The organism is Agrobacterium sp. lyk4-40-TYG-31 (assembly GCF_030209855.1).
In the GTDB taxonomy this organism is placed as follows: Bacteria; Pseudomonadota; Alphaproteobacteria; order Rhizobiales; family Rhizobiaceae; genus Agrobacterium; species Agrobacterium vaccinii.
The window spans coordinates 268,653-288,507 of record NZ_JARVRE010000002.1; the positions used below are offsets into that span (position 1 = coordinate 268,653).

20 protein-coding genes are annotated in these 19,855 nt (G+C 59.1%); 18 read left to right on the plus strand and 2 right to left on the minus strand.

The genetic code is table 11. The features are described 5' to 3' along the window. The first annotated feature begins 50 nt into the window (after positions 1-50). From QRN55_RS01960 to QRN55_RS01970, 3 genes are all read left to right on the plus strand, one after another. Complete coding sequence (locus QRN55_RS01960; protein ID WP_284774354.1) at positions 51-1,127, plus strand: S-methyl thiohydantoin desulfurase family protein; 1,077 nt, start codon at positions 51-53, stop codon at positions 1,125-1,127. After that, a complete protein-coding gene (locus tag QRN55_RS01965; RefSeq protein ID WP_284774356.1) occupies positions 1,124-2,662 on the plus strand; it encodes a hydantoinase/oxoprolinase N-terminal domain-containing protein in 1,539 nt (512 codons plus the stop codon). Before QRN55_RS01960 ends, QRN55_RS01965 begins: the two co-directional genes overlap by 4 nt. A gap of 70 nt (positions 2,663-2,732) precedes the next feature. Further along, positions 2,733-3,677 (plus strand): isoaspartyl peptidase/L-asparaginase family protein, encoded by a 945-nt coding sequence (locus QRN55_RS01970; RefSeq protein ID WP_284774358.1) that lies wholly within the window; start codon positions 2,733-2,735, stop codon positions 3,675-3,677. Here QRN55_RS01970 and QRN55_RS01975 read toward each other — a convergent pair. Then, the gene (locus tag QRN55_RS01975) at positions 3,674-4,270 is read right to left on the minus strand and encodes a carboxymuconolactone decarboxylase family protein (protein ID WP_284774361.1); all 597 of its coding nucleotides are present in this window, start codon (positions 4,268-4,270) and stop codon (positions 3,674-3,676) included. The two genes, QRN55_RS01970 and QRN55_RS01975, sit on opposite strands and share 4 nt — an antisense overlap. Positions 4,271-4,458: 188 nt before the next feature. On the opposite strand from QRN55_RS01975, the gene QRN55_RS01980 reads away from it, so the two are divergent. The 15 genes from QRN55_RS01980 to QRN55_RS02050 all read left to right on the plus strand — a co-directional run bounded on the left by QRN55_RS01980 (position 4,459) and on the right by QRN55_RS02050 (position 19,085). After that, the gene (locus QRN55_RS01980) at positions 4,459-5,181 is read left to right on the plus strand and encodes an isochorismatase family protein (RefSeq protein ID WP_284774363.1); all 723 of its coding nucleotides are present in this window, start codon (positions 4,459-4,461) and stop codon (positions 5,179-5,181) included. Between the two features lies 1 nt (position 5,182). After that, positions 5,183-6,130, plus strand: a complete 948-nt coding sequence (locus QRN55_RS01985; RefSeq protein WP_284774365.1) for a polysaccharide deacetylase family protein — start codon at positions 5,183-5,185, stop codon at positions 6,128-6,130. Then, positions 6,130-7,053 carry a polysaccharide deacetylase family protein gene (locus QRN55_RS01990; RefSeq protein WP_111839454.1) on the plus strand — a complete coding sequence of 308 codons (924 nt, stop codon included), beginning with the start codon at positions 6,130-6,132 and terminating at the stop codon, positions 7,051-7,053. The genes QRN55_RS01985 and QRN55_RS01990 overlap by 1 nt, the downstream gene beginning before the upstream one ends. 37 nt (positions 7,054-7,090) lie before the next feature. Further along, complete coding sequence (gene leuC, locus QRN55_RS01995) at positions 7,091-8,497, plus strand: 3-isopropylmalate dehydratase large subunit (protein ID WP_284774367.1); 1,407 nt, start codon at positions 7,091-7,093, stop codon at positions 8,495-8,497. A 7-nt stretch (positions 8,498-8,504) separates the two neighbouring features. Beyond that, positions 8,505-9,122 carry a 3-isopropylmalate dehydratase small subunit gene (leuD, locus tag QRN55_RS02000; protein ID WP_284774369.1) on the plus strand — a complete coding sequence of 206 codons (618 nt, stop codon included), beginning with the start codon at positions 8,505-8,507 and terminating at the stop codon, positions 9,120-9,122. Positions 9,123-9,177: 55 nt separating this feature from the next. Further along, positions 9,178-10,395 (plus strand): ABC transporter substrate-binding protein, encoded by a 1,218-nt coding sequence (locus QRN55_RS02005; RefSeq protein ID WP_284774371.1) that lies wholly within the window; start codon positions 9,178-9,180, stop codon positions 10,393-10,395. 69 nt (positions 10,396-10,464) lie between these two features. Then, entirely contained in the window at positions 10,465-11,334 is an 870-nt protein-coding gene (locus QRN55_RS02010) for a branched-chain amino acid ABC transporter permease (protein ID WP_284774373.1), read from the plus strand. Further along, positions 11,331-12,308, plus strand: a complete 978-nt coding sequence (locus QRN55_RS02015) for a branched-chain amino acid ABC transporter permease (RefSeq protein WP_284774375.1) — start codon at positions 11,331-11,333, stop codon at positions 12,306-12,308. The genes QRN55_RS02010 and QRN55_RS02015 overlap by 4 nt, the downstream gene beginning before the upstream one ends. Continuing rightward, on the plus strand, positions 12,301-13,041 hold the full coding sequence (locus tag QRN55_RS02020) for an ABC transporter ATP-binding protein (RefSeq protein ID WP_103659653.1): 741 nt from the start codon (positions 12,301-12,303) through the stop codon (positions 13,039-13,041). Before QRN55_RS02015 ends, QRN55_RS02020 begins: the two co-directional genes overlap by 8 nt. Then, on the plus strand, positions 13,034-13,735 hold the full coding sequence (locus tag QRN55_RS02025; RefSeq protein WP_233123752.1) for an ABC transporter ATP-binding protein: 702 nt from the start codon (positions 13,034-13,036) through the stop codon (positions 13,733-13,735). The genes QRN55_RS02020 and QRN55_RS02025 overlap by 8 nt, the downstream gene beginning before the upstream one ends. Before the next feature lie 56 nt (positions 13,736-13,791). After that, entirely contained in the window at positions 13,792-14,685 is an 894-nt protein-coding gene (locus QRN55_RS02030; protein WP_284774378.1) for an isocitrate lyase/PEP mutase family protein, read from the plus strand. A 16-nt stretch (positions 14,686-14,701) separates the two neighbouring features. Beyond that, positions 14,702-16,102 (plus strand): FAD-dependent oxidoreductase, encoded by a 1,401-nt coding sequence (locus tag QRN55_RS02035; protein WP_284774380.1) that lies wholly within the window; start codon positions 14,702-14,704, stop codon positions 16,100-16,102. Positions 16,103-16,120: 18 nt separating this feature from the next. Beyond that, positions 16,121-16,894, plus strand: coding sequence for an aspartate/glutamate racemase family protein (locus QRN55_RS02040; RefSeq protein ID WP_284774382.1), 774 nt, complete (start codon positions 16,121-16,123; stop codon positions 16,892-16,894). After that, on the plus strand, positions 16,891-17,667 hold the full coding sequence (locus QRN55_RS02045) for an aspartate/glutamate racemase family protein (protein ID WP_284774385.1): 777 nt from the start codon (positions 16,891-16,893) through the stop codon (positions 17,665-17,667). Before QRN55_RS02040 ends, QRN55_RS02045 begins: the two co-directional genes overlap by 4 nt. Continuing rightward, positions 17,667-19,085 (plus strand): MmgE/PrpD family protein, encoded by a 1,419-nt coding sequence (locus tag QRN55_RS02050; protein WP_284774387.1) that lies wholly within the window; start codon positions 17,667-17,669, stop codon positions 19,083-19,085. Before QRN55_RS02045 ends, QRN55_RS02050 begins: the two co-directional genes overlap by 1 nt. On the opposite strand, the gene QRN55_RS02055 is transcribed toward QRN55_RS02050, so the two are convergent. After that, the gene (locus tag QRN55_RS02055) at positions 19,071-19,838 is read right to left on the minus strand and encodes a GntR family transcriptional regulator (RefSeq protein ID WP_233123746.1); all 768 of its coding nucleotides are present in this window, start codon (positions 19,836-19,838) and stop codon (positions 19,071-19,073) included. The genes QRN55_RS02050 and QRN55_RS02055 overlap by 15 nt on opposite strands. Between the last annotated feature and the right edge of the window lie 17 nt (positions 19,839-19,855).

A 19,855-nucleotide genomic window follows, 5' to 3' on the forward strand; every position in this document is an offset into this window, starting at 1 on the left:
GGCTCGCACGGGTGCGGGCCGGGCATGCCCGCGACTGCCATAGGTGACACATGCTTCAGGAATTCCCCGAGGAAAACATCGAACCGCTCGCCACGGGCGCCTGGATTCTGGGCACTGGTGGCGGCGGCAACCCCTATATCTCTACACTTAATTTGCGTCGCCTTTATGCGGAAGGCCGCCGTGTTCAGATCATGGACCCGATGGATCTGGCCGACGACGACATGGTCGCAGTCGTCTCCAAGATGGGTGCCCCGCTGGTTGGTCAAGAGAGATTGAGCGACCCCGTCCATCTCGCTCGTGCTGTCGAGGTAATGGAGGATTATCTCGGAAAACCGTTCCGCGCCATTATGAGCGTGGAGATCGGCGGCTCGAATGCACTGTCGTCTTTCCTCGCGGGTGCCATACTCGACCGCCCTGTCGTCAACGCAGATGCGATGGGCCGGGCGTATCCCGAAGCGCAGATGACCTCATTTGCAATTGGTAACCTGCCGATGTTCCCGTTATCGCTGGTCGATATTCGCGACAACGAGGTGATCGTCACCCGCGCTGCGTCGTGGAAGTGGATGGAGCGTATCTCTCGCAAGGTCTGCACCGAAGTCGGCTCGACGGCGGCCACCTGCAAGGCGCCGCGCACGGGCCGCGAGGTCAAGGATTGGGGCATCCACTACACCGTAACCAAGGCGACCGAACTTGGCCGTGTCGTCATCGAAGCACGTGCGCGTCATGATGATGCGGTGAAAGCGGTTCTCGACCATGAAGGCGGAAAGCAACTGTTCCGAGGCAAAGTGGTTGATGTCGTTCGCGAAACCACCGGTGGCTTTTTACGTGGTCAAACGACGATTGAAGGTATTGATGCAGACAAGGGATCACGCCTGGAACTGGCGTTCCAGAACGAATGGGCCGTCGCTTTTCGCGATGACCAGGCTGTTGCCATGACGCCGGATTTGCTGTGCCTGCTAGACACGGTGTCAGGTGGTGCCATCGGCACCGAATCCGTCAGGTATGGCCAACGCGTCACGGTCATAGCGCTCCCAGCCCCTGAACTGTTGACTACGCCTGCGGGTATCGCCGCCGTCGGGCCCCGTGCCTTCGGTTATGACCTCGAATTCAAATCGGTATTCCCATGAAACGCATCGGCATTGACGTTGGCGGCACTAACACGGATGCCGTCCTGATCGACGGCGCCACAATCCTATCCTCCATTAAGGTTCCGACAACACAAGATGTGATGTCGGGCGTCAAGGCGGCGCTTGCGCATGTATCGGGTTTGATCGGATCAAGCGGTCGCCCACTCGATGCCGTGATGATAGGCACCACGCACTTCACCAATGCCGTTGTGGAACGCGCCCGGCTGGAGCGTGTCGCGGCAATCCGTATCGCACTGCCGAGTGGCTCTTCGCTTGCACCGATGTGCGACTGGCCTGATGATCTGCGCGCAGCCGTCGATCCACTGGTGTTCATGGTCCATGGCGGTCATGAATACGATGGCAGCCCCATCGTGCCGATGATCCCTGACGAAATCCGCGAAGCAGCGATGAAGATCCGCGACGCTGGCATCTCCTCGGTCGCGATTTCGGCGACATTCTCACCGCTGACCACGGAATGCGAGGTTGCCGCTGCCGAGATCGTTCGCTCCATCATTCCTGACGTCCGAATAACGTTATCACACACCCTTGGCCGTATCGGCCTTCTGGAGCGCGAAAACGTCGCGCTTTTGAATGCGGCGCTGCAATCACTTGGTAATACGACCGTGCAGGCATTTTCGGACGCTCTTCGCGAAGCCTCGATCGCGGCTCCCTTCTACCTCACGCAGAACGATGGGACGGTTGCGCTGGCGGATATAGCGGCCGCCAACCCCGTTCACAGCTTTGCATCCGGGCCGACGAATTCCATGCGCGGCGCGGCCTTCTTGACGAGCCTGACCGATGCGATGGTTGTCGATGTCGGCGGTACTACGTCCGACATTGGTTGCCTCATTGGCGGCTTTCCGCGCGAGGCCAATAATATCGTGCATGTCGGCGGCGTACGAACCCTGTTTCGTATGCCCGATCTTTTGCCCGTTGCCCTTGGCGGGGGCACAATAATCGATCCTAGTACTGGCAAGGTGGGCCCGCGCTCGGTCGGTTACCGTATTCTAAGCGAGGCGCTGGTGTTCGGTGGGAATACCTTGACGACCTCGGACGTTGCCGTTGCTGCCGGTTTGATCGAAATGGGTGACAGGGACCGCGTAAAGCGCCTTGATCCAGCTTTTGTCGAAGCCAGCCTTCACCGCATTCGCGACATGGTGACCGACAGCTTCGACCAGATGAAGACGTCTGCCGAAGATGTGCCCCTGATTGCTGTTGGCGGCGGCGCGTTTCTTATCCCGGAAACGGTAATAGGCGCGAGCGAAGTGCTTCGCGTCGAAAACGCCGGTGTCGCCAATGCGCTTGGCGCCGCAATGGCGCAGGTTTCAGGCGAGGTGGATCAGGTATTTTCCGGCATCAGCCGCGACGAAGCTCTGGCAACGGCAGAAGCCGAGGCGCAAGCAGCGGCAATCGCTTCCGGCGCAAGCCGCGGAAGTCTGAAGACGCTTGAAGTTGAGGATATACCGATAGCCTATCTGTCGGGCGGTGCGCGGCGCGTTCGCGTTCGTGTCATCGGGGATATCGAACTGGTCTGAGATCAGGGGCTGTCATCCCGCAAGCTGGCGCGGGGTGTATGACAATCGAGGTTGATAGGAAGGAAAACCAATGACAAAAACCGCTCTCGCGATACACGGCGGTTGCGGCGTGATGGCCAAGCAGGATCTAAGTGAAGCAGACTGGGCAGCGGCACGCGTCGATCTGTACCGCTCGCTGCTGGCTGGCTGGGCGGTTTTGCAGTCGGGCGGCTCAGCTCTGGACGCTGTCCAGGCGGCGGTCGTGGTCATGGAGGACAGTCCGCACTTCAACGCCGGCCACGGAGCAGCTCTCAACACCGATGGTGAACACGAACTCGAGGCCTCTATCATGGACGGTCGAACGCTTGAAACAGGAGCCGTGACGTTGGCAAAGTGCATCCGCAATCCCGTGAATGCTGCCCGCAGGGTCATGGAAAAGGGCGACGCGGTTCTGCTCGGCGGCAGCGCTGCCGATGATTTCGCGAGAGTCGAAGGCATCAATATCGTTGATCAGAGTTATTTCCGCACTGATAAGCGGGTCAACGCTCTGGCCGCTATGAAGGCACATGCCTCAGCCGGTACGGTCGTGGAAGCGAGCGAATCCGAAAAGCATGGAACCGTGGGTGCCGTTGCGCTGGATGCCGCGGGCCATCTAGCGGCTGCAACATCGACGGGTGGCTACAACAACAAGCCTGCAGGTCGTATTGGAGATACGCCGATTGCAGGCGCGGGAACATACGCACGTGACGGTGCTTGTGCAGTATCTGGAACCGGCAAGGGCGAGTTCTTCATTCGTTATACCGTCGGCCACGAGGTCGCGAGCAGAATTCGATACCTTGATGAAACTGTTGAACAATCCTCAGTCAAGGTCATTATGGAAGAGCTTGGTTCGCACAATATAGGCGCAGGACTTGTGGCCGTCGGCGCTGACGGATCAATCGCGGCGCCTTACAATACAGCGGGCATGTTTCGTGGCTGGGTAACGACGGAGGGCCGCTTCTTTGTCGCGACCCATGAAGAGGTTTACGCGCTTTAATTCTGACCGTCCTGCATGGGGTGGCTGCATCCCCTTATGCCATTTCCGGTCACTGGCGATATTGGGTTCAGTGAGAGCTCGGACGCGACATTGTCGTCCAGAGGCGTATCATACGTCATCAGAATACCGCCGAGGACCGTGTAAAAACCAACCGTTGCGATCAGATCGAACACGGCTTCACGGCCAATCGTCTCAGCAAGTTCGGCTTCCAAATTTGCGGGAATGCAGTGCAAGTCCATAAGGGCGTCGACCGCTCTGACGATCAAGCCATCCTCACCATCCGGCATCGCTGCGATGGCGCTTATGCGTTGGTCGGTAAAGCCCAGAGCGCGCGCCCTGCTGACATGGTGTGCCCACTCATAATGCGAGCCGAGGCGGTAGCCGGTGCGCAAAATCACAACTTCCGAACGGTCGGCGCCCAGCGCGCTGTTTTTGACCAGATGTTGTCGAAGAGGCGCCCAGCTTCGCAAGAGAGCAGGGTGGTGCGCCATGGTGCTATAGACATTGAGCTGACCGGCGAATCCATCGCGCAGATCACGAATGCTTTCTGGCCAGTCAGCATCGGAGATCGGTGGGCAGGGTGAAAGCGGCATCGTTTCTCTCCGTCAAAAGGGCTTTGGTTGCTCACTTAATCAGCATGGACGCTGTCATTTGCGAGGCAACTGCTCAGACAAAAAGCGTCTTCTAAAAAGAGCGGCGCGCTTTTCAAAAGGGACTTTACAAATGATATAAAGTGATAACAATAGAAATAATAAAACGGCGCCTTTGCTGAGGAAGCGACTTGTATTTCGGTCGTGTGAAGGGTCGCAATGCACTGGAGGTCGTCATGGAAATGTCATCGCTTACCGCACGCCAACTTTACGAAAACGCCAAGGCAAATCCGACGCGCAAGCGTTTTGGGTTCGGTCGCAAGCCGATGCTGATCAACATCGATCTGCAATGTGCCTACACGTCGTTGGGTGAATTCGTCTCCGCTTACGAAACCGACCCCCGGCAACTCGAATACGTCAACACGCTGTCAAATCTCGCCCGCGACAAGGGTCTGCCCGTGACCTGGACCTATGTGGCCTACATGGAATCGGGCGAAGATTGCGGTGTCTGGGGCACGCGCACCAACACGCCGGACTCCCTGCAGAACATCAAGGTCGGCTCCCGCAGGGCCGAGTTCGACCCGCGTTTGCAGATCGACCATGTCAAAGACATTGTCATGAATAAGCGCATGGCGTCGCCGTTTCATGAGACCAATCTTCAGTCGTTGATGGTCTGGCACCAGTGCGACACGGTTGTTTTGACGGGTGGTTCAACATCTGGCTGCGTTCGCGCCTGCGTGGTGGATTCGATTTCGCGCGGATACCGGGTCATCGTTCCCGAGGAGTGTGTGGCGGACAAGCATGAGAGCCCGCATTTCGCCAATCTCTACGATATCTCCGTGAAGTATGGCGACGTCATCCCGGTGGCGGATGCCATTGCCTGGTACGAGGCCTATCAGCCGGAGGTTCGCTGAGATGGCCGCTGAAGACATCGCCATGAAGTCGGATCTGGGGCTCTACGATTACCTCCCCTGGCCCAACCGCCCGAAGATCGTCTGGCCCGGCAACAAGAAGATTGCCGTCTGGATTGCGCCAAACATCGAATTCTACGAATACAACCCGCCGAACAACCCGACCCGTACACCCTGGGCGCGGCCGAACCCGGATGTTCTGCAATATTCCCATCGCGATTACGGCAACCGCGCCGGTTGGCAGCGGATGATGGCGGCGATGGACAAGGCGGGCTTTCGCGGCTCTGTATCGCTCAATGTCGCGCTCTGCGATCACCACCCTGAAATCATCAAGGCCTGTGCGGATCGTGGCTGGGAGTTCTTCTCCCACGGCATCTACAACACGCGCTATGTCTATAATCTCGATATCGAGCAGGAACGCGCTGTTATCCGCGATGCCTTCGATACGGTGCGCAAGCACACCGGTCAGGAACTGGCTGGATGGCTGTCGCCCGCACTGTCCAACAATTTCTGGACGATGGATATTCTGTCGGAAGCGGGCATTCAATACACCTGCGACATGTTCCATGACGACCAGCCAATGCCGGTCAAGGTCAACACAGGCAAGTTGATTTCCATGCCGTACTCGCTCGAGATGAACGATGTCATCGTTTACAACAGCCAGAAGGTCACGCCGCGCCACTACGGCGAAATCATCAAGCGGCAGTTCGATCAGCTTTACAAGGAAGGCGATGAGAGCGGCACGGTCATGTGCGTTCCGCTGCATCCCTATCTCGTAGGCCAGCCGCATCGCATCGACGCCTTTGCCGAAGCCATCGAATATATCGCGGGACATGACGGCGTCTGGCAAACGACAGGCCGCGAAATCGCTGCCGCCTATCACGCCAGCGGTGCCTATGACGCCATGAGTGCTGCCATGGTCGCCCATAATTCCGGGAAGGGAGCGCGCTGATGTCTATGCCTGAAGACTATCTCAAATACCCCGCTCGTCATTACGGCATGGATCATGACCGCTATGCGTGGAGCGACTTGTTCACCCGTAAGCCGATTGCCTGGCCCGATGGTGCGCGTATTGCGCTGTCCATCGTTACCCATGTGCAGCATTTTCCGCTCGACATGCCGTCCAAGCCCTTCAAGGCACCGGGCGCATTGTCAATGCCTTACCCGGATTTTCGCTATTACACGAACCGCGATTACGGTAATCGCATCGGCATTTTCCGCATTCTCAAGCTGCTTGCCGAAAAAGAGCTGGAAGTCAGCTTCGCCATCAACGGCGTGATTGCCTCGCGTTATCCGGCACTGATCGAAGCTGTCGTCAGAGGCGGGCATGAGATCATCGCGCATGGTCTGGATATGGGCAAGGTCCATCACTCCGGTCTTGGCGAAGACGAGGAAAACGCAATCATTGCCGAGGCTTTGAGCCTGCTTCGCAAAGCAAGTGGACAGAAGGTCGAGGGCTGGTTGTCACCGGGCCGTGCGCAGGGGTTCAACACGCCCGATCTTCTGGCGCGCAACGGGATCGCCTACAGCCTTGATTGGGCAAATGACGATCTTCCCTACGAGATGCAGACAAAGAACGGTTCGCTGCTTGCCATGCCCATGGCTTACGAGACCGATGACCGGGTGGTGGCCGACGAATATTTCCAGTCGGAAGCCGAGTGGGTGCAGCAGGTCAAGGACCGCTTCGACGTGCTCTACCGCGAAAGCGCGCAATATGGCGGTCGCGTCATGAGCCTGCCGCTGCACAGCTGGGTGTCTGGCATGCCGTATCGTGTCGAATATCTGCGTGAAGCACTGGATTACATCCTGTCGCATGAGGGGGTGTGGAACGCACCCGCGGGTGACATCTGCGCGGCGTTCCGTGCCGCTGGCTGAAACCGAACGTCGAGCCGACTAACAGGAAGACAAGGTCATGGCGCAAGCAGCCGCACCGCGCACAATGTTGGGCAAAATCTGGGATGAGCACGAAATATTGCGGCATCCAGCAGGGCCGTCGCTGCTTTATATCGACCGCGATATGATCCACGAGGGCAGCTTCCATGCCTTTGCCGATCTCAAGCGGCGTGGCTTGAAGCCACGGCGTCCGCAGCAGATTTTCGGTGTTGCCGACCATTATGTGCCGACACTGGGGCGAACGTCGCGCGATGCGGCAAGCCCGGCTATTGCCCACATGATCGACACCTTCGATGAAAACATGGAATGGGGCGGTATGCGCCATTTCGGACTGTCGAGCCGTGAGCAGGGCATCGTCCATGTTGTGGCGCCGGAACAGGGCATCACGCTGCCGGGTCTCACCATCGTGTGTTCTGACAGCCATACCTCGACGCAAGGGGCGCTCGGTGCCATCGCCTTCGGTATCGGCCAATCCGAAAACGCGCATGTTCTGGCCACCCAGACGTTGTGGCAGTCTCGCCCCAAGACGATGCGCGTCACCATTGACGGCGTGCTGGGGCAGGGTGTCACGGCAAAGGATGTCATGCTGGCGCTGATTGCGAAGATCGGGGCTGCGGGGGCCGGCGGTCATGCCATTGAATTCGCCGGTCAGGTGGTTCGCGATCTCTCCATCGAGGGACGTTTAACGCTTTGCAATATGTCGATCGAGGCCGCTGCCCGCTTCGGCATGGTCGCGGCGGATGACACGACGTTTGCCTATGTGCGAGGTCGACATTTTGCGCCATCAGAGCAGGAATGGGACGGCGCGGTTGCCCATTGGCGCACGCTTTCCAGCGACTCAGACGCTTTCTTCGACACGGAAGTGAGAATGGCCGGTGCGGATATTGCGCCGATGGTGACGTGGGGAACAAGCCCGGAAGATGCCGTTTCGATCAACGGGCGCGTCCCCGATCCGACGACTTTCGATAGTTCCGACAAGCGCAAGGCGGCGACGAAATCGCTGGAGTATATGGAGCTTGCGCCCGGCACGCCGCTGGATGGCCTGAAGCTGGATAAGGTGTTCATCGGCTCCTGCACCAACAGCCGGATCGAGGATCTGCGGGCTGCGGCCTCCATTCTCAAAGGTCGCAAGGCGATGATCCCGGCCATCGTCGTGCCGGGATCGACACAGGTGAAAGAGCAGGCGGAAGCCGAGGGCATTGCCCGCACCTTCCGTGAGGCAGGCTTTGAATGGCGCGAGTCGGGCTGTTCGATGTGCGCTGCGATGAACGGTGACGTGGTTGGTCCCGGTGAACGCTGCGCCTCCACCTCCAACCGCAATTTCGTCGGCCGTCAGGGCCCCGGCGCGCGCACCCATCTGGTCAGCCCCGCCATGGCGGCTGCCGCTGCCATCAGCGGCTGTCTGACCGACGTGCGCAGGATGTGAGGGCACAATGATGAAAGCATTCATTCGCGAGACATCAACGGCAGTCGCCATCCCAAGCGTCAACTGCGACACGGACCAGATCATTCCTGGTCGCTTTTTGAAGGCCGACCGCGCACAGGGCTATGGCCAGTTCCTGTTCCACGACATCAGGCGCGACGAGCATGGGGAAATCGACCCTGCCTTCCCGCTGAACAAGCCGGGTGCCGATGCCGCGACCATTCTTCTTGTCGAGGATAACTTTGGTTGCGGATCGTCCCGCGAAGGTGCGGTTTATGCGCTGGTGGATCACGGCATTCGGGCTGTTATCGGGCCCAGCTTCGGTGACATCTTCTTCAACAATGCGCTGAAAAACGGGCTCGTGCCTGTTCGCCTGGCCGCTGAGCACTGTGATGCGCTGGCTGAACATCTCGCCCGCTTTCCCGACGCGGAGGTTACGGTTGATCTTGAGGCTGGCGAGCTTGTCTTGCCCGGTAATCTCGGCACGCACCCCATCACCATCGATCCCTTCGCGCGGGACTGCATCTTACGCGGTCTGGACGAGATCGAGATGACATTCACATACATGGAGCAGATCACCGCCTTCGAGACGGATCGAATGGCGTCGCATTCCTGGCTGGGCCGTTGACGGGCGGACCAGCGAGTTTCTTTTGCCGTCTCATAAAAAAACTGGGAGCATAAAAATGACATTCAAAATCGAACGACGCGACCTTTTAAAAGTCTCTGGTGCCCTTGCGGTCAGCCTGGCTGCACCATCCATCCTGCGCGCGCAGGCCGCCACCGTGAAGGTTGGCGTCATCGAACCGCTCACGGGTAATCTTGCCTATAACGGTACTCAAAGTGCTGCTGGAGCAAAGTTCGCCGCAGAAGCGATCAATGCCGCAGGCGGCATCAAGAGTATGGGCGGCGCGAAAATCGAGCTCGTCATCGTCGATGCACAGAGCCGCCCGGAAGCTGCGGCCTCCGCTGTCGATACGCTGATCCAGGCCGATGCCTGTGCCTTCACCGGCGCAACAGCATCCGCACTCGGCCTTGCGTCTTCGCAGGCCGCGGCAAAGTACAATCTCGCGCAGGTCTTCTCTATCGGCACCGCCGAAACTGTCGTAACGCGCGGCCTGCCCAACGTTTTCCGCTTCACGCCGGGCGTCAACAAATGCACCAGCGTCGCGCTTGAAAACCTCAAGCTGCTCAATGCAGGCGCTGGCAATTCCATCAAGACGGCGGCCATCGTCCATGAAGACGGTCCGTTCGGCTCCAACATGGCGAAAATTCTTGCTGAGCAACTGCCGAAGCAGGGCATCGAAGTCGTCGAGACCATCTCGCACCCGACACCTCAGCGCGATTTTTCCAACATTGCGTTGCGCGTCAAGGCATCGAAGGCCGATATTCTTATCCCTTCGAACTACATCAACGAATACACCTTGATGGCGCGTGCGCTGAACCAGCAGCGCGTCGAACTCAAGGCCATCTATTCCATCCTTGGCGGCGCGGCATCCAACATCAAGTTCGTTCGCGAGAACAAGGAAGTCGCGCAATATGTGATGGACTGCAATCACTGGTACGATCCGTCCAAGGATCTGTCCAAGGCACTCGCCGCCAGCGTTGCCGCTGCCAAGCTGGACCTGACCTACGACGTCATGGTGTCCTATGCCACGATCCAGGTCATTGCTGATGCTCTGGAACGCGGCGCTTCGGCTGATCGCCAGAAGATGATCGAGGCTTTGGCCGCATCGACCTTCGGCCAGTCGATCATGCCCTATGGTCCGACGAAGTTCGTCAATGGTGACAATGTCAACTCGCAGCCGGTGAACACGCAGATCCGTGGTGAGAAGATCGAACTGGTCTTCCCGAAGGAATTTGCCACCGCCGAAGCGGTCTTCCCGATCCCAGCCAAAAACTGACACGGTCTCGCCCCCATGGACGCGGATGTCCCTGGGGGCGCTCTTCAAACGACAGAGAGGCGAGCCCTGATGTCAAGTCTGATCTTACCTGCCGTGTTGAGCGGCCTGATGATGGGAGCCGTCTATGCGCTTGTGGCGCTGGGCCTCACCCTGATTTACGGCGTGCTCCACATCATCAACTTTGCGCATGGCAGCCTGTTGATGCTGGCGCTCTACGCCGTCTATTTCCTCTACTTCTATTTTGGCGTCGATCCCTATCTCGCCATCCCGCTCGTTCTTCCGGCCTTCTTCGCGCTCGGTTACGTGTTGCAGCGTTTCCTGATTGCGCCGATGAGCAGCGGCTCGGAGCAGAATGTTCTTCTCATCACCCTCGCAGTGTCGATGATCATCGACAATCTGGCGCTCTACTTCTGGACGTCGAATACGCGCACGGCGGATATCGCTTATGCCTATGACACTGTCGAAGTGTTGGGTGCGTATCTGCCGCTTGGTCGTGTCATCGCTTTCGGTGCAGCCCTCGCCGTCTCACCGCTGCTCTGGTGCTTCATGGCCTATACGCGCACGGGCTCGGCCATTCGCGCTGTAGCGATTGAAAAGCGCGGTGCAGAACTCGTCGGCATCGACGTCAACCACACCTATGCCATCTGTTTCGGCATCGGCACCGCCTGTGTCGCACTGGCCGCCTGCCTGCTGTTGCCCACCTTCTACATCACCCCGCAGGTCGGCTACACCTTCGTCCTCGTCGCCTTCACGACGGTGGTTCTGGGTGGAATGGGCAGCCTGCTGGGTGCCTTGGTTGCCGGTCTGCTGCTTGGTGTCATCGAGTCGCTCTGCGGTCTCTTCCTTGGCGAAAGCCTGGGCCAGATCGGTATCTTCCTCGCCTTCATCCTCATCCTTCTCTTCAAACCGTCAGGGCTTCTTGGGAGGGCAAAGACATGAGACCTCAATCCATCGGGCAGATTGCCCTCATCGCGGCGGCTCTCGCCTATCTCTTCGGGGTCTATTTCGCCTCATCGCCGGTGTGGATGGGCTTTACCATCAATGCGCTGATCGTCGCGGTCGTCGCCCTCTCGTGGAACATCACAGGTGGTTTCGGCGGCCTGTCGTCCTTCGGTCACGCCGCACTTTATGGAACGGGTGCCTATGCCTCGGCCATCCTTCAGGTGCAATATGGCGTCAACGCCTGGGTCGGCTTCGGTGCGGGCATTCTCGCTGGTGCCGTCATGGGTGCCTTCATTGGCGCTCTGGCGTTCCGCTATGGCTTGAAGGGCTCCTACTTCGCGCTCGTCACCCTGGCCTTTGCCGAAGTGCTGCGCATCTGCGCGTCTTCCTTCGATTTCTCCGGCGGCGGCAGCGGGCTGCAATTGAAGCTGGCACCAGGCGTGGCCAACCTGCAATTCAATGATCGCACCATTGCCTACACTGCTCTTCTGGTCGTGGTGGCCTTGGTCATGGCGCTGACGGCTCTCATCAAATATTCCCGCTTCGGTGCCTATCTCATCGCCGTCAGGGAAAATGAGGATGCAGCCCGCGCGCTCGGCATCGACACCTACAAGATCAAGGTGCAGGCGATGGCCATCTCCGGTGCCTTCGGTGGTTTGGCTGGCGTTCTCTATCTCCAGCTCTGGCTCTTCATCGACAGCAACGTGGTCTATGGCAGCGCCGTCTCCATCGAAGCACTGATTGGCCCAATTATCGGCGGTGCCGGAACCATCTGGGGTCCGCTGCTCGGCACACTCGGCCTGCATCTCCTCGGTGAAGGCGCGAAACATCTGCTGCCCAATGCGCCCGGTTTGAATTTCGTGCTCTACGCGATTGTGCTGATCTGCGCGCTGCGCTTCCTGCCCAACGGTCTTGTTGGCCTTGCCGGCAAGCTCGGCACATTCAAGAAGAAGGAGGACGACAATGCTTGAAGTCCGTAATCTTTCCAAAAGCTTCGGCGGCTTGAAGGCCGTCACCGACGCTTCGCTCGATGTGCCCGAAGGCTCCATTGTCGGACTTCTCGGCCCGAACGGCGCAGGCAAGACGACCTGCTTTACGATGATTGCCGGTTTTACCAAGGCCGACGAAGGCACGGTGCGCTTTCAGGGCAAGGACATCACCGGCCTTGCGCCGCACAGCATCTGCGCGCTGGGCATGATCCGCACCTTCCAGATTGTCCAGCCCTTTGCGGGGCTCACGGTTCAAGAAAATATCGCCGTTGGTGCCTATCTTCACCATCACGACCGTCGCGAAGCCATGTCGGTTGCGCGGGATGTGGGCAAGCGGCTGGGCATGGGCGCGATGCTTGATCGCCCCGCTTCGTCGCTGACGATTGCCGGGCGCAAACGGCTGGAGTTGGCGCGTGCGCTGGCAACGGGCGCGAAATTGCTGCTGCTCGACGAGGTCATGGCAGGGCTTATCCCCTCCGAAATCACAGAGATCGTCGGCATCATCAGAAAAATCCGCGAGGAAGGGCATACCTTCCTGATGATCGAACACGTCATGCAGGCGGTGATGCAGCTGGCGGAAACGGCCTATGTGCTCAACCAGGGCAAGATGATTGCCCACGGCACACCCCGCGAACTCGTCAAGGACCCGTCCGTGGTGGAAGCCTATCTCGGCCACGGTGCCGCAGCGCGGCTGCAGGAGGAAAACCATGCTTGATATCAAGGGTATCCGCGCAGGCTACGGCTCGATGAGCGTGCTGCAAGGCATCGATATGAGCGTCGAGAACGGCGAAATCGTCGCGCTGCTGGGCTCGAATGGTGTCGGTAAGACCACGCTCAACAATGTCATATCCGGCTTCATCAAGCCCAGCGCCGGGTCCATCTCCTTCAAGGGCGTGACGATAACAGGCAAGAATGCGCGTGACATCGTGGCGCTTGGCATCGCCCATGTGCCGGAAGGACGAAAGGTCTTTCCCAATCTGTCGGTTGGAGAAAATCTCAAACTTGGCGCGTTTCGCCGGGCCAGCAAAAACACAAAGCAGAATTTCGAGCGCATCTGCGAAATCTTCCCGAGGCTTCGCGAAAGAATGAACCAGCTTGCGGGCACGTTGTCGGGCGGTGAACAGCAAATGCTGGCCATCGGTCGGGGCATGATGTCGGAGCCGGAGCTGCTCATTCTGGATGAACCGTCGCTCGGTCTTTCCCCCATCATGGTCGAAGAGATGTTCGGGTTGATCACCAAGATCAATGCTGACGGTGTTGCCGTGCTGTTGGTCGAGCAGAACGTCATGCAATCACTGAGTGTCGCAAAGCGCGCTTATGTCATCGAGCAGGGCCGTTTCGTTATGCAGGGAGAGGCCGCAACCCTGCTGGCCGATCCGCAGTTGCGCCAGGCCTATCTCGGAATGTGAGACGCGGCCCCGGATGGAGTGAGCCGGGGCCAATTTACGGAGAAATGGAGAATTAAATGTCCCTAACACGTACCCAACGTCTGCGGCAGCTGCTCGCAGGCGAACGAGCCCTCATGGCTCCCGGTGTGGTCGATGCCATGTATGCCCGCCTCGTGACCGAAGCCGGTTTTGACGCCATGTATATGACGGGTGCCGGCACCTCTGCCACGCGCCTCGGCTATCCCGATGTGGGTTTGCTGACGATGACGGAGATGGTCGATAATGCCACCCGCATTGCCGATGCATCCGATATTCCGCTGATTGCCGATGCCGATAATGGTTTTGGCGGTCCGCTCAATGTGCGGCGCGCCATTCAGCTCTATGAGCGCGGCGGTGTGGCTGCCGTTCATCTGGAAGATCAGGTCTTGCCGAAACGCTGCGGTCACCTCGCAGGTAAGCAGATCGTTTCCGCCGAAGACATGGTAGCGAAGGTCAAGGCTGCCGTGGATGCGCGTATCGATGAGAATTTCGTTGTCATCGCCCGTACGGATGCACTGGCGCTGCATGGCCGCAACGCCGCATTCGACCGTGCGGAAATGTACCGCGAGGCCGGTGCCGACGTCATCTTCATCGAAAGCCCCGGCCCGGATGACCTGGCGCATATCGCACCGCGCTTCCCCGGCATTCCGCTGCTCTACAACATGGCGACTTCGGGCAAGACGCCGTTCCTGACGCGCTCGGAAATCGAGGCGCTGGGCTTCAAGCTCATCATCTACCCCAACTGGCTGCTGCTTTCGGCCTGCGAAGCGGCGCGCAGGACGCTTCAGGTTCTGAAGACGGAAGAGACAATCGCTTCGGTCGCGCCCAACGTCATGAACTTCAAGGAGTTCTTCGATATGGCGCGGATGCCTGAAATTCAGGAACTGGAGGCCCGCTACGGCACCCCGGAAGCAAACCGCACCAGCTATTGAACAGGAGATTTGAGCCATGGCAGTGCTATCTGCGGAAGGCGTGACGTTCGATTTTGAGATGCCGGTGGTCGTCGTCGGGGCAGGGGCCTGCGGTCTGGTCGCAGCCCTAGCGGCCCATGATGCGGGGCAAGAGGTCATGGTGCTGGAGCGGGACGAGAACCCCACCGGCTCCACCTCCCTGTCTGCAGGTCTCATTCCCGCGCCCTGTACCCGCTTGCAGAAGGAAGCGGGCATTGAGGACAGTCCTGAACTTTTCGCACAAGACCTCGTCGCCAAGACCCATGACCACACGCCCCACGATATAGCGCTGGTCGCGGCACAAACCGCAGGCCCGATGATCGACTGGTTGATGGACACGCATAAGGTGGAGTTCGAACTGGTCACGGGGTTCACCTATCCCGGCCACTCGCGCCTCCGCATGCATGGCCCCAAAAGCCGAACCGGTGCCGATCTGGAACAGTCGCTTCTCTCTGCTGTGTCCAACGCCGATATCGATATTGTGACACATGCTTCGGTCGAAGACCTCTATGTGGATGCGACGGGCCGCGTGACGGGCGTCCGCTTCCGCCGTCCCGATGGCGCGCTGGAAATGCTGGGCTGCAAGACACTCGTTCTTGCCTCTTGCGGCTTTGCAGGAGATGTCGCGCTTGTGCAGCAATACATCCCTGAAATTGCCGATGCCGAGTGCTGTGGTCACCTCTCCAACACAGGCGATGCGGTGAAATGGGGGCAGGCAATCGGTGCCGCGCTTGCCGATATGGGCTCCTATCAGGGACATGGGTCGGTCGCGCACCCCCATGCCTTGCCGTTAACATGGGCCGTCATCACCAAGGGCGGCATTCTTCTCAATGTGAAAGGTCAACGCTTTTCCAATGAGATGCGCGGCTATTCCGAACACGCCGCTGAAGTCGCTGCGCAACCTGACCACATCGCTTGGGACATCTATGATGCCAGGGGCGATGTGGCTGGGATGGGCTTTTACGACTACCGTGAAATCCGCAAACTGGGTGCCGTCAAAACCGCAAACAGTCTGGAAGAACTTGCCTCCGTCACGGGTCTTTCGCTTGCCGCCATCCGCGAAGAGTTCGAGGCCATCGAGAGCTGCGCGAGGGCCGGCGAGCCCGATCGGTTTGGTCGAAGCTTTCCGCCAGATCAGGTGCTGATCGCGCCTTATTATGCGGTCAAGGTCAACGGCGCACTGTTCCACACGCAAGGTGGGCTGGTCATCGATGCCGAGGCGCGGGTGCTGCGCGAAGATGGCACTGTTTTGCCGAACCTTATGGCGGGTGGTGGGGCTGCGCGTGGCGTGTCTGGCGATTCCAATTACGGCTATCTCTCCGGCAATGGTCTTTTGACGGCGACCGCCTTTGGCCGCTTGGCTGGCATCACCGCCGCCCGGATTGCTTCCGAAAGCTGAAAACAAGAGGAGGACATCATGAAAAAGGTCATGGTCATCGTACCGTTTCCCATGGGGCAGGACGATCTTGCCCGCAGGCAAGCGCAGATGAAGGCGGTCGATCTCGGGCCAGGCATCGAGTTTCACTATCGCTCGGTGCGGGTTGGGCCGAAGAATTATTCCAGCCAGCACGATATGGCGCTCGCCGATTTCTCGATCCTCGACGCCGGGCTCGATGCCGAGAAGGAGGGCTTCGACGCCGTCTGCATCGACACCATGTCCGATAGCGGCATGTCGATGCTGCGTTCCGTTCTGACAATCCCTGTCATCGCGCCGGGTCGCCATTCCATGCTGATGGCTCAGATGCTGGGCGACAAGTTCTCGATCCTGATGATGTGGGATCGCTGGAAAATGCTTTATACCAAAACGCTGGGCGAGCTTGGCATGGAGCATAAATGTGCCTCGATGCGCTCGATTGGCGTCACGCCCGACAATAAGAGCCTGCTGGCCGGCAAGGAAGACGAGGTCTTCCCGCTTCTGCTGGAAGCCGCCCAAAAATGCGTTGAGGAGGATGGCGCGCAGGTGCTGATCCTGGGCTCCACGACCATGCACGAGGCACATTCCTGGCTCTCCGCCCGCATCGGCGTTCCCGTCATCAATCCCGGTCCTCTTACCTACAAGCTGGCGTCCATCGCACTCGATCTGAACCACACCCACAGCAAGGCGACTTGGCCGACACCGCTGTCGCCCAAGCATGACATGATCCGCGCCATCGGCGCTGCCGGTGCGGCCTATCTGGAGGGCAACCAATGACCCGCATTCTCGTCATCGTTCCCTTCGCGCTGGATGCTGAGGGCGTGCGCAATCGTGAGGCGCAGTCGCAATATGTACCGCTGCCTGCGGATTGGGAACTGACCTATCGCCCCGTCACCTGCGGCCCGACATCCTTCATGTCTCCGCATGACTGGGGCCTGATGGACCTCGCCATTTTCGAGGCCGGATGTAGGGCGCAGGACGAAGGCTTTGATGCCGTCTGCATCGACACGATGTCGGATAGCGGCATGGTCATGCTCCGCTCCGTCCTCTCCATTCCCGTCATTGGCGCAGGCAAGGCCTCTATGCTCTACGCGCTCACGCTCGGCGGCAAATTCTCGGTGCTCGCACAATGGGAACCGGCGCTGCCGCGATACCGCAAGGCCATCCGCGAATATGGTTTCGACCGCCAATGCGCCTCGGTGCGCAGCTTCGATCAGCCGCCGGATTTCTCCAACCTGCTGGGCGGCAAGGAGGATAGCGTCTTCCCACGTATGCGCGATGTTGCCATGCGCTGCATCGACGAAGATGGCGCGGAGGTCATCTGCCTTGGGTCGACGACCATGCACCAAGCTGGCGAATATCTCGCTGCGAACCTGCCCGTGCCCGTCGTCAATCCCGGTCCACTGACCTACAAGCTGGTCGAGACATTTCTGGCGCTCGGCCTTACCCACGGCAGGGACGTCTATCCGCCTCCGGTCGAGCCGCGGCTGGATATGCTGCACGCCATGATGAAGGCGGGAGCGGAAGCTGAAGGCAAGGTGAAAGGCTGATGATGCAAAGCGCCGCCAGACCCCTTGCGGTAGCCGCCGCCTCAAGCCATTTCGCCGAGGCTGCTCCTGCTGTACGCGAGGCCTACCGCAATTTCATTCTGGACACGATTGCGGTGATGGCGGCGGGAGCGGCGCATCCATCGATCCGGGACGCCCGGCATGCTCTTGCCGAAACCGGTGGCGGCTCCTCGTGTCTAGGATTCGCTGAGCCTTGCACGGCAGGAACCGCCGGTCTCATCAACGGCATGGCCATGACGGTGTTGCAATTGCAGGATGGTCATCGTCGCGCACGCGGCCATCCCATGAGCCATGTGCTTCCCGCTGCGCTGGCCGTTGCCGAGGAGACGCAGGCGTCGTCAGCGGCATTTCTCAATGCCGTCATGGCGGGATATGAGGTTTGCGCACGGGTTGGTTCGGCCCTGGGCGGAATGCAGCCGCTGCTTCACGATACCGGGACATTCGGCTGTATCGGCGCGGCAGTGGCAGCGGCCTATCTTTTCGGACAGGATTTGGATGAGCAGGCTCGCACCTCGTTGATCGAGGCTGCCATTGGCAATGCCGCAGCCGTGGCGCTCTTTCCTTTCCGCGACACTTGCATGGAAGGCGCAGGCGCTCACCATTTGTTCGTTGGGCTCGGAGTCCAAAATGGTATCGTCGCTGCTCGCAGCGCCAAGGCAGGCCTATTGCCCTCTGTTGCCACGCTCGAACGGTTCTTCGGTCCGCGTGCAGGCGAAGCCTTTTCTCCCTCTGTCATGGTCGAAGGCATTGGCGAAGATGGTCGCTGGTCGCACTCTGAAATAACCAATGCTTATCTGAAATGGCATCCTGTCTGCGCGCATCTCGGCCCGATGCTGGATTGCATCGAGCTTCTTCGTGAGCGCGTGGATGCCTTTGATCCCGCACGCTTGGTGGAGGTCCGAATAGATGTCTATTCGACCGCTTCGCAATACGATTCTCCATCGCCCAAAAGCGATCTGGCCGCACGCTTCAGTTTTCGCCATGCCGCCGCGCTGGCTCTATGCTTCGGCCCGTTGCGTCATGATGGTTTCGGCACGCAGCGACTGGAGCATGCCGATGTGCTGCAAATGATCGAAAAAATCACCCTCTGCGCGGACGAGCGATTTGATGCACTTTATCCGGCCAACCGACCGACGCGTGTGACCCTGTTCCTTTCGGACGGGAAAGTCGAAAGTGTAGAGGTGATGGTGCCAAAGGGCGATGGCGAACGCGCATTATCACGTGCCGATGTTGATCTGAAAGCAAAACGCTTGATCGATTCTGCGTGGGGAGAGGGGCACAGCAATCTCTTGGTTACTTTGATAGACCGTATTGAAGGCGGTGCCCCAGCCGATTTCGTGGTTGAGTTGGGCCAATTGCTCAGGCGCCCCTTGCGACGTGAAACGTCAATTGCCGAGTGAGAAGTCTTTGCCGTCCTCTCGCTTGAGCGAGACGCGATATTCGTAGCGGTCGGCGCGGTAGAAGATTTCCGCCGCGTAAAACGGCTTCATCTCTGCATTGAAGAACAGCCGGTTCACCAGCATCAGCGGCGCGCCGATGGGTATTTCGAGGTGCTTTGCGGCGTAGTCGTCCGCCAGTGTCGCGGTCAGCGTCTGTTCGACCTGCTCCACGACGGCGCCGGTTTTTTGGACGAGATCGATCATGTTGGTCGTTGCCAGATCCTGCCGCTCCAGTGTGTTCCCAATTTCCGGCAGGAGATAGGCGGTGGAGAGCGAATAGGGACGGCGGTCGAGAGAGCGGACACGCACGGCCCGCACCAGTTCGGTGGTTGGAGACACACCCATCTGCTCGCAGATGCGTGGCGGCGCTTCGCCGAGATCGAGGCTGACGACCTTCAACCGGGTGCTTTTTCCCACGACATTGAGGTAGCTGAACAGGCTGTTGATGTTGGAAACGACAACGCGGTTGAGCTTGTTGTCCTTAGTGCGGTCGGTAACATAGGTTCCGCGTCCGCGCGTCCGCGTCACCAGCCCCTCGGCCGTCAACATCTCCATAGCTTTGCGGATGGTAATGCGGCTGACGGAAAAGCTTTCAGAAAGTTCGGCTTCGCTCGGCACGGCGACGTCAATTGGGTAATAGCCCTTGACGATACGTTCGCGCATGACCGCGTAAATTCGGTGGTAGAGCGGGGTCGGGGAATGTCGTTCGGCCATATATGTGTGGTTCCATA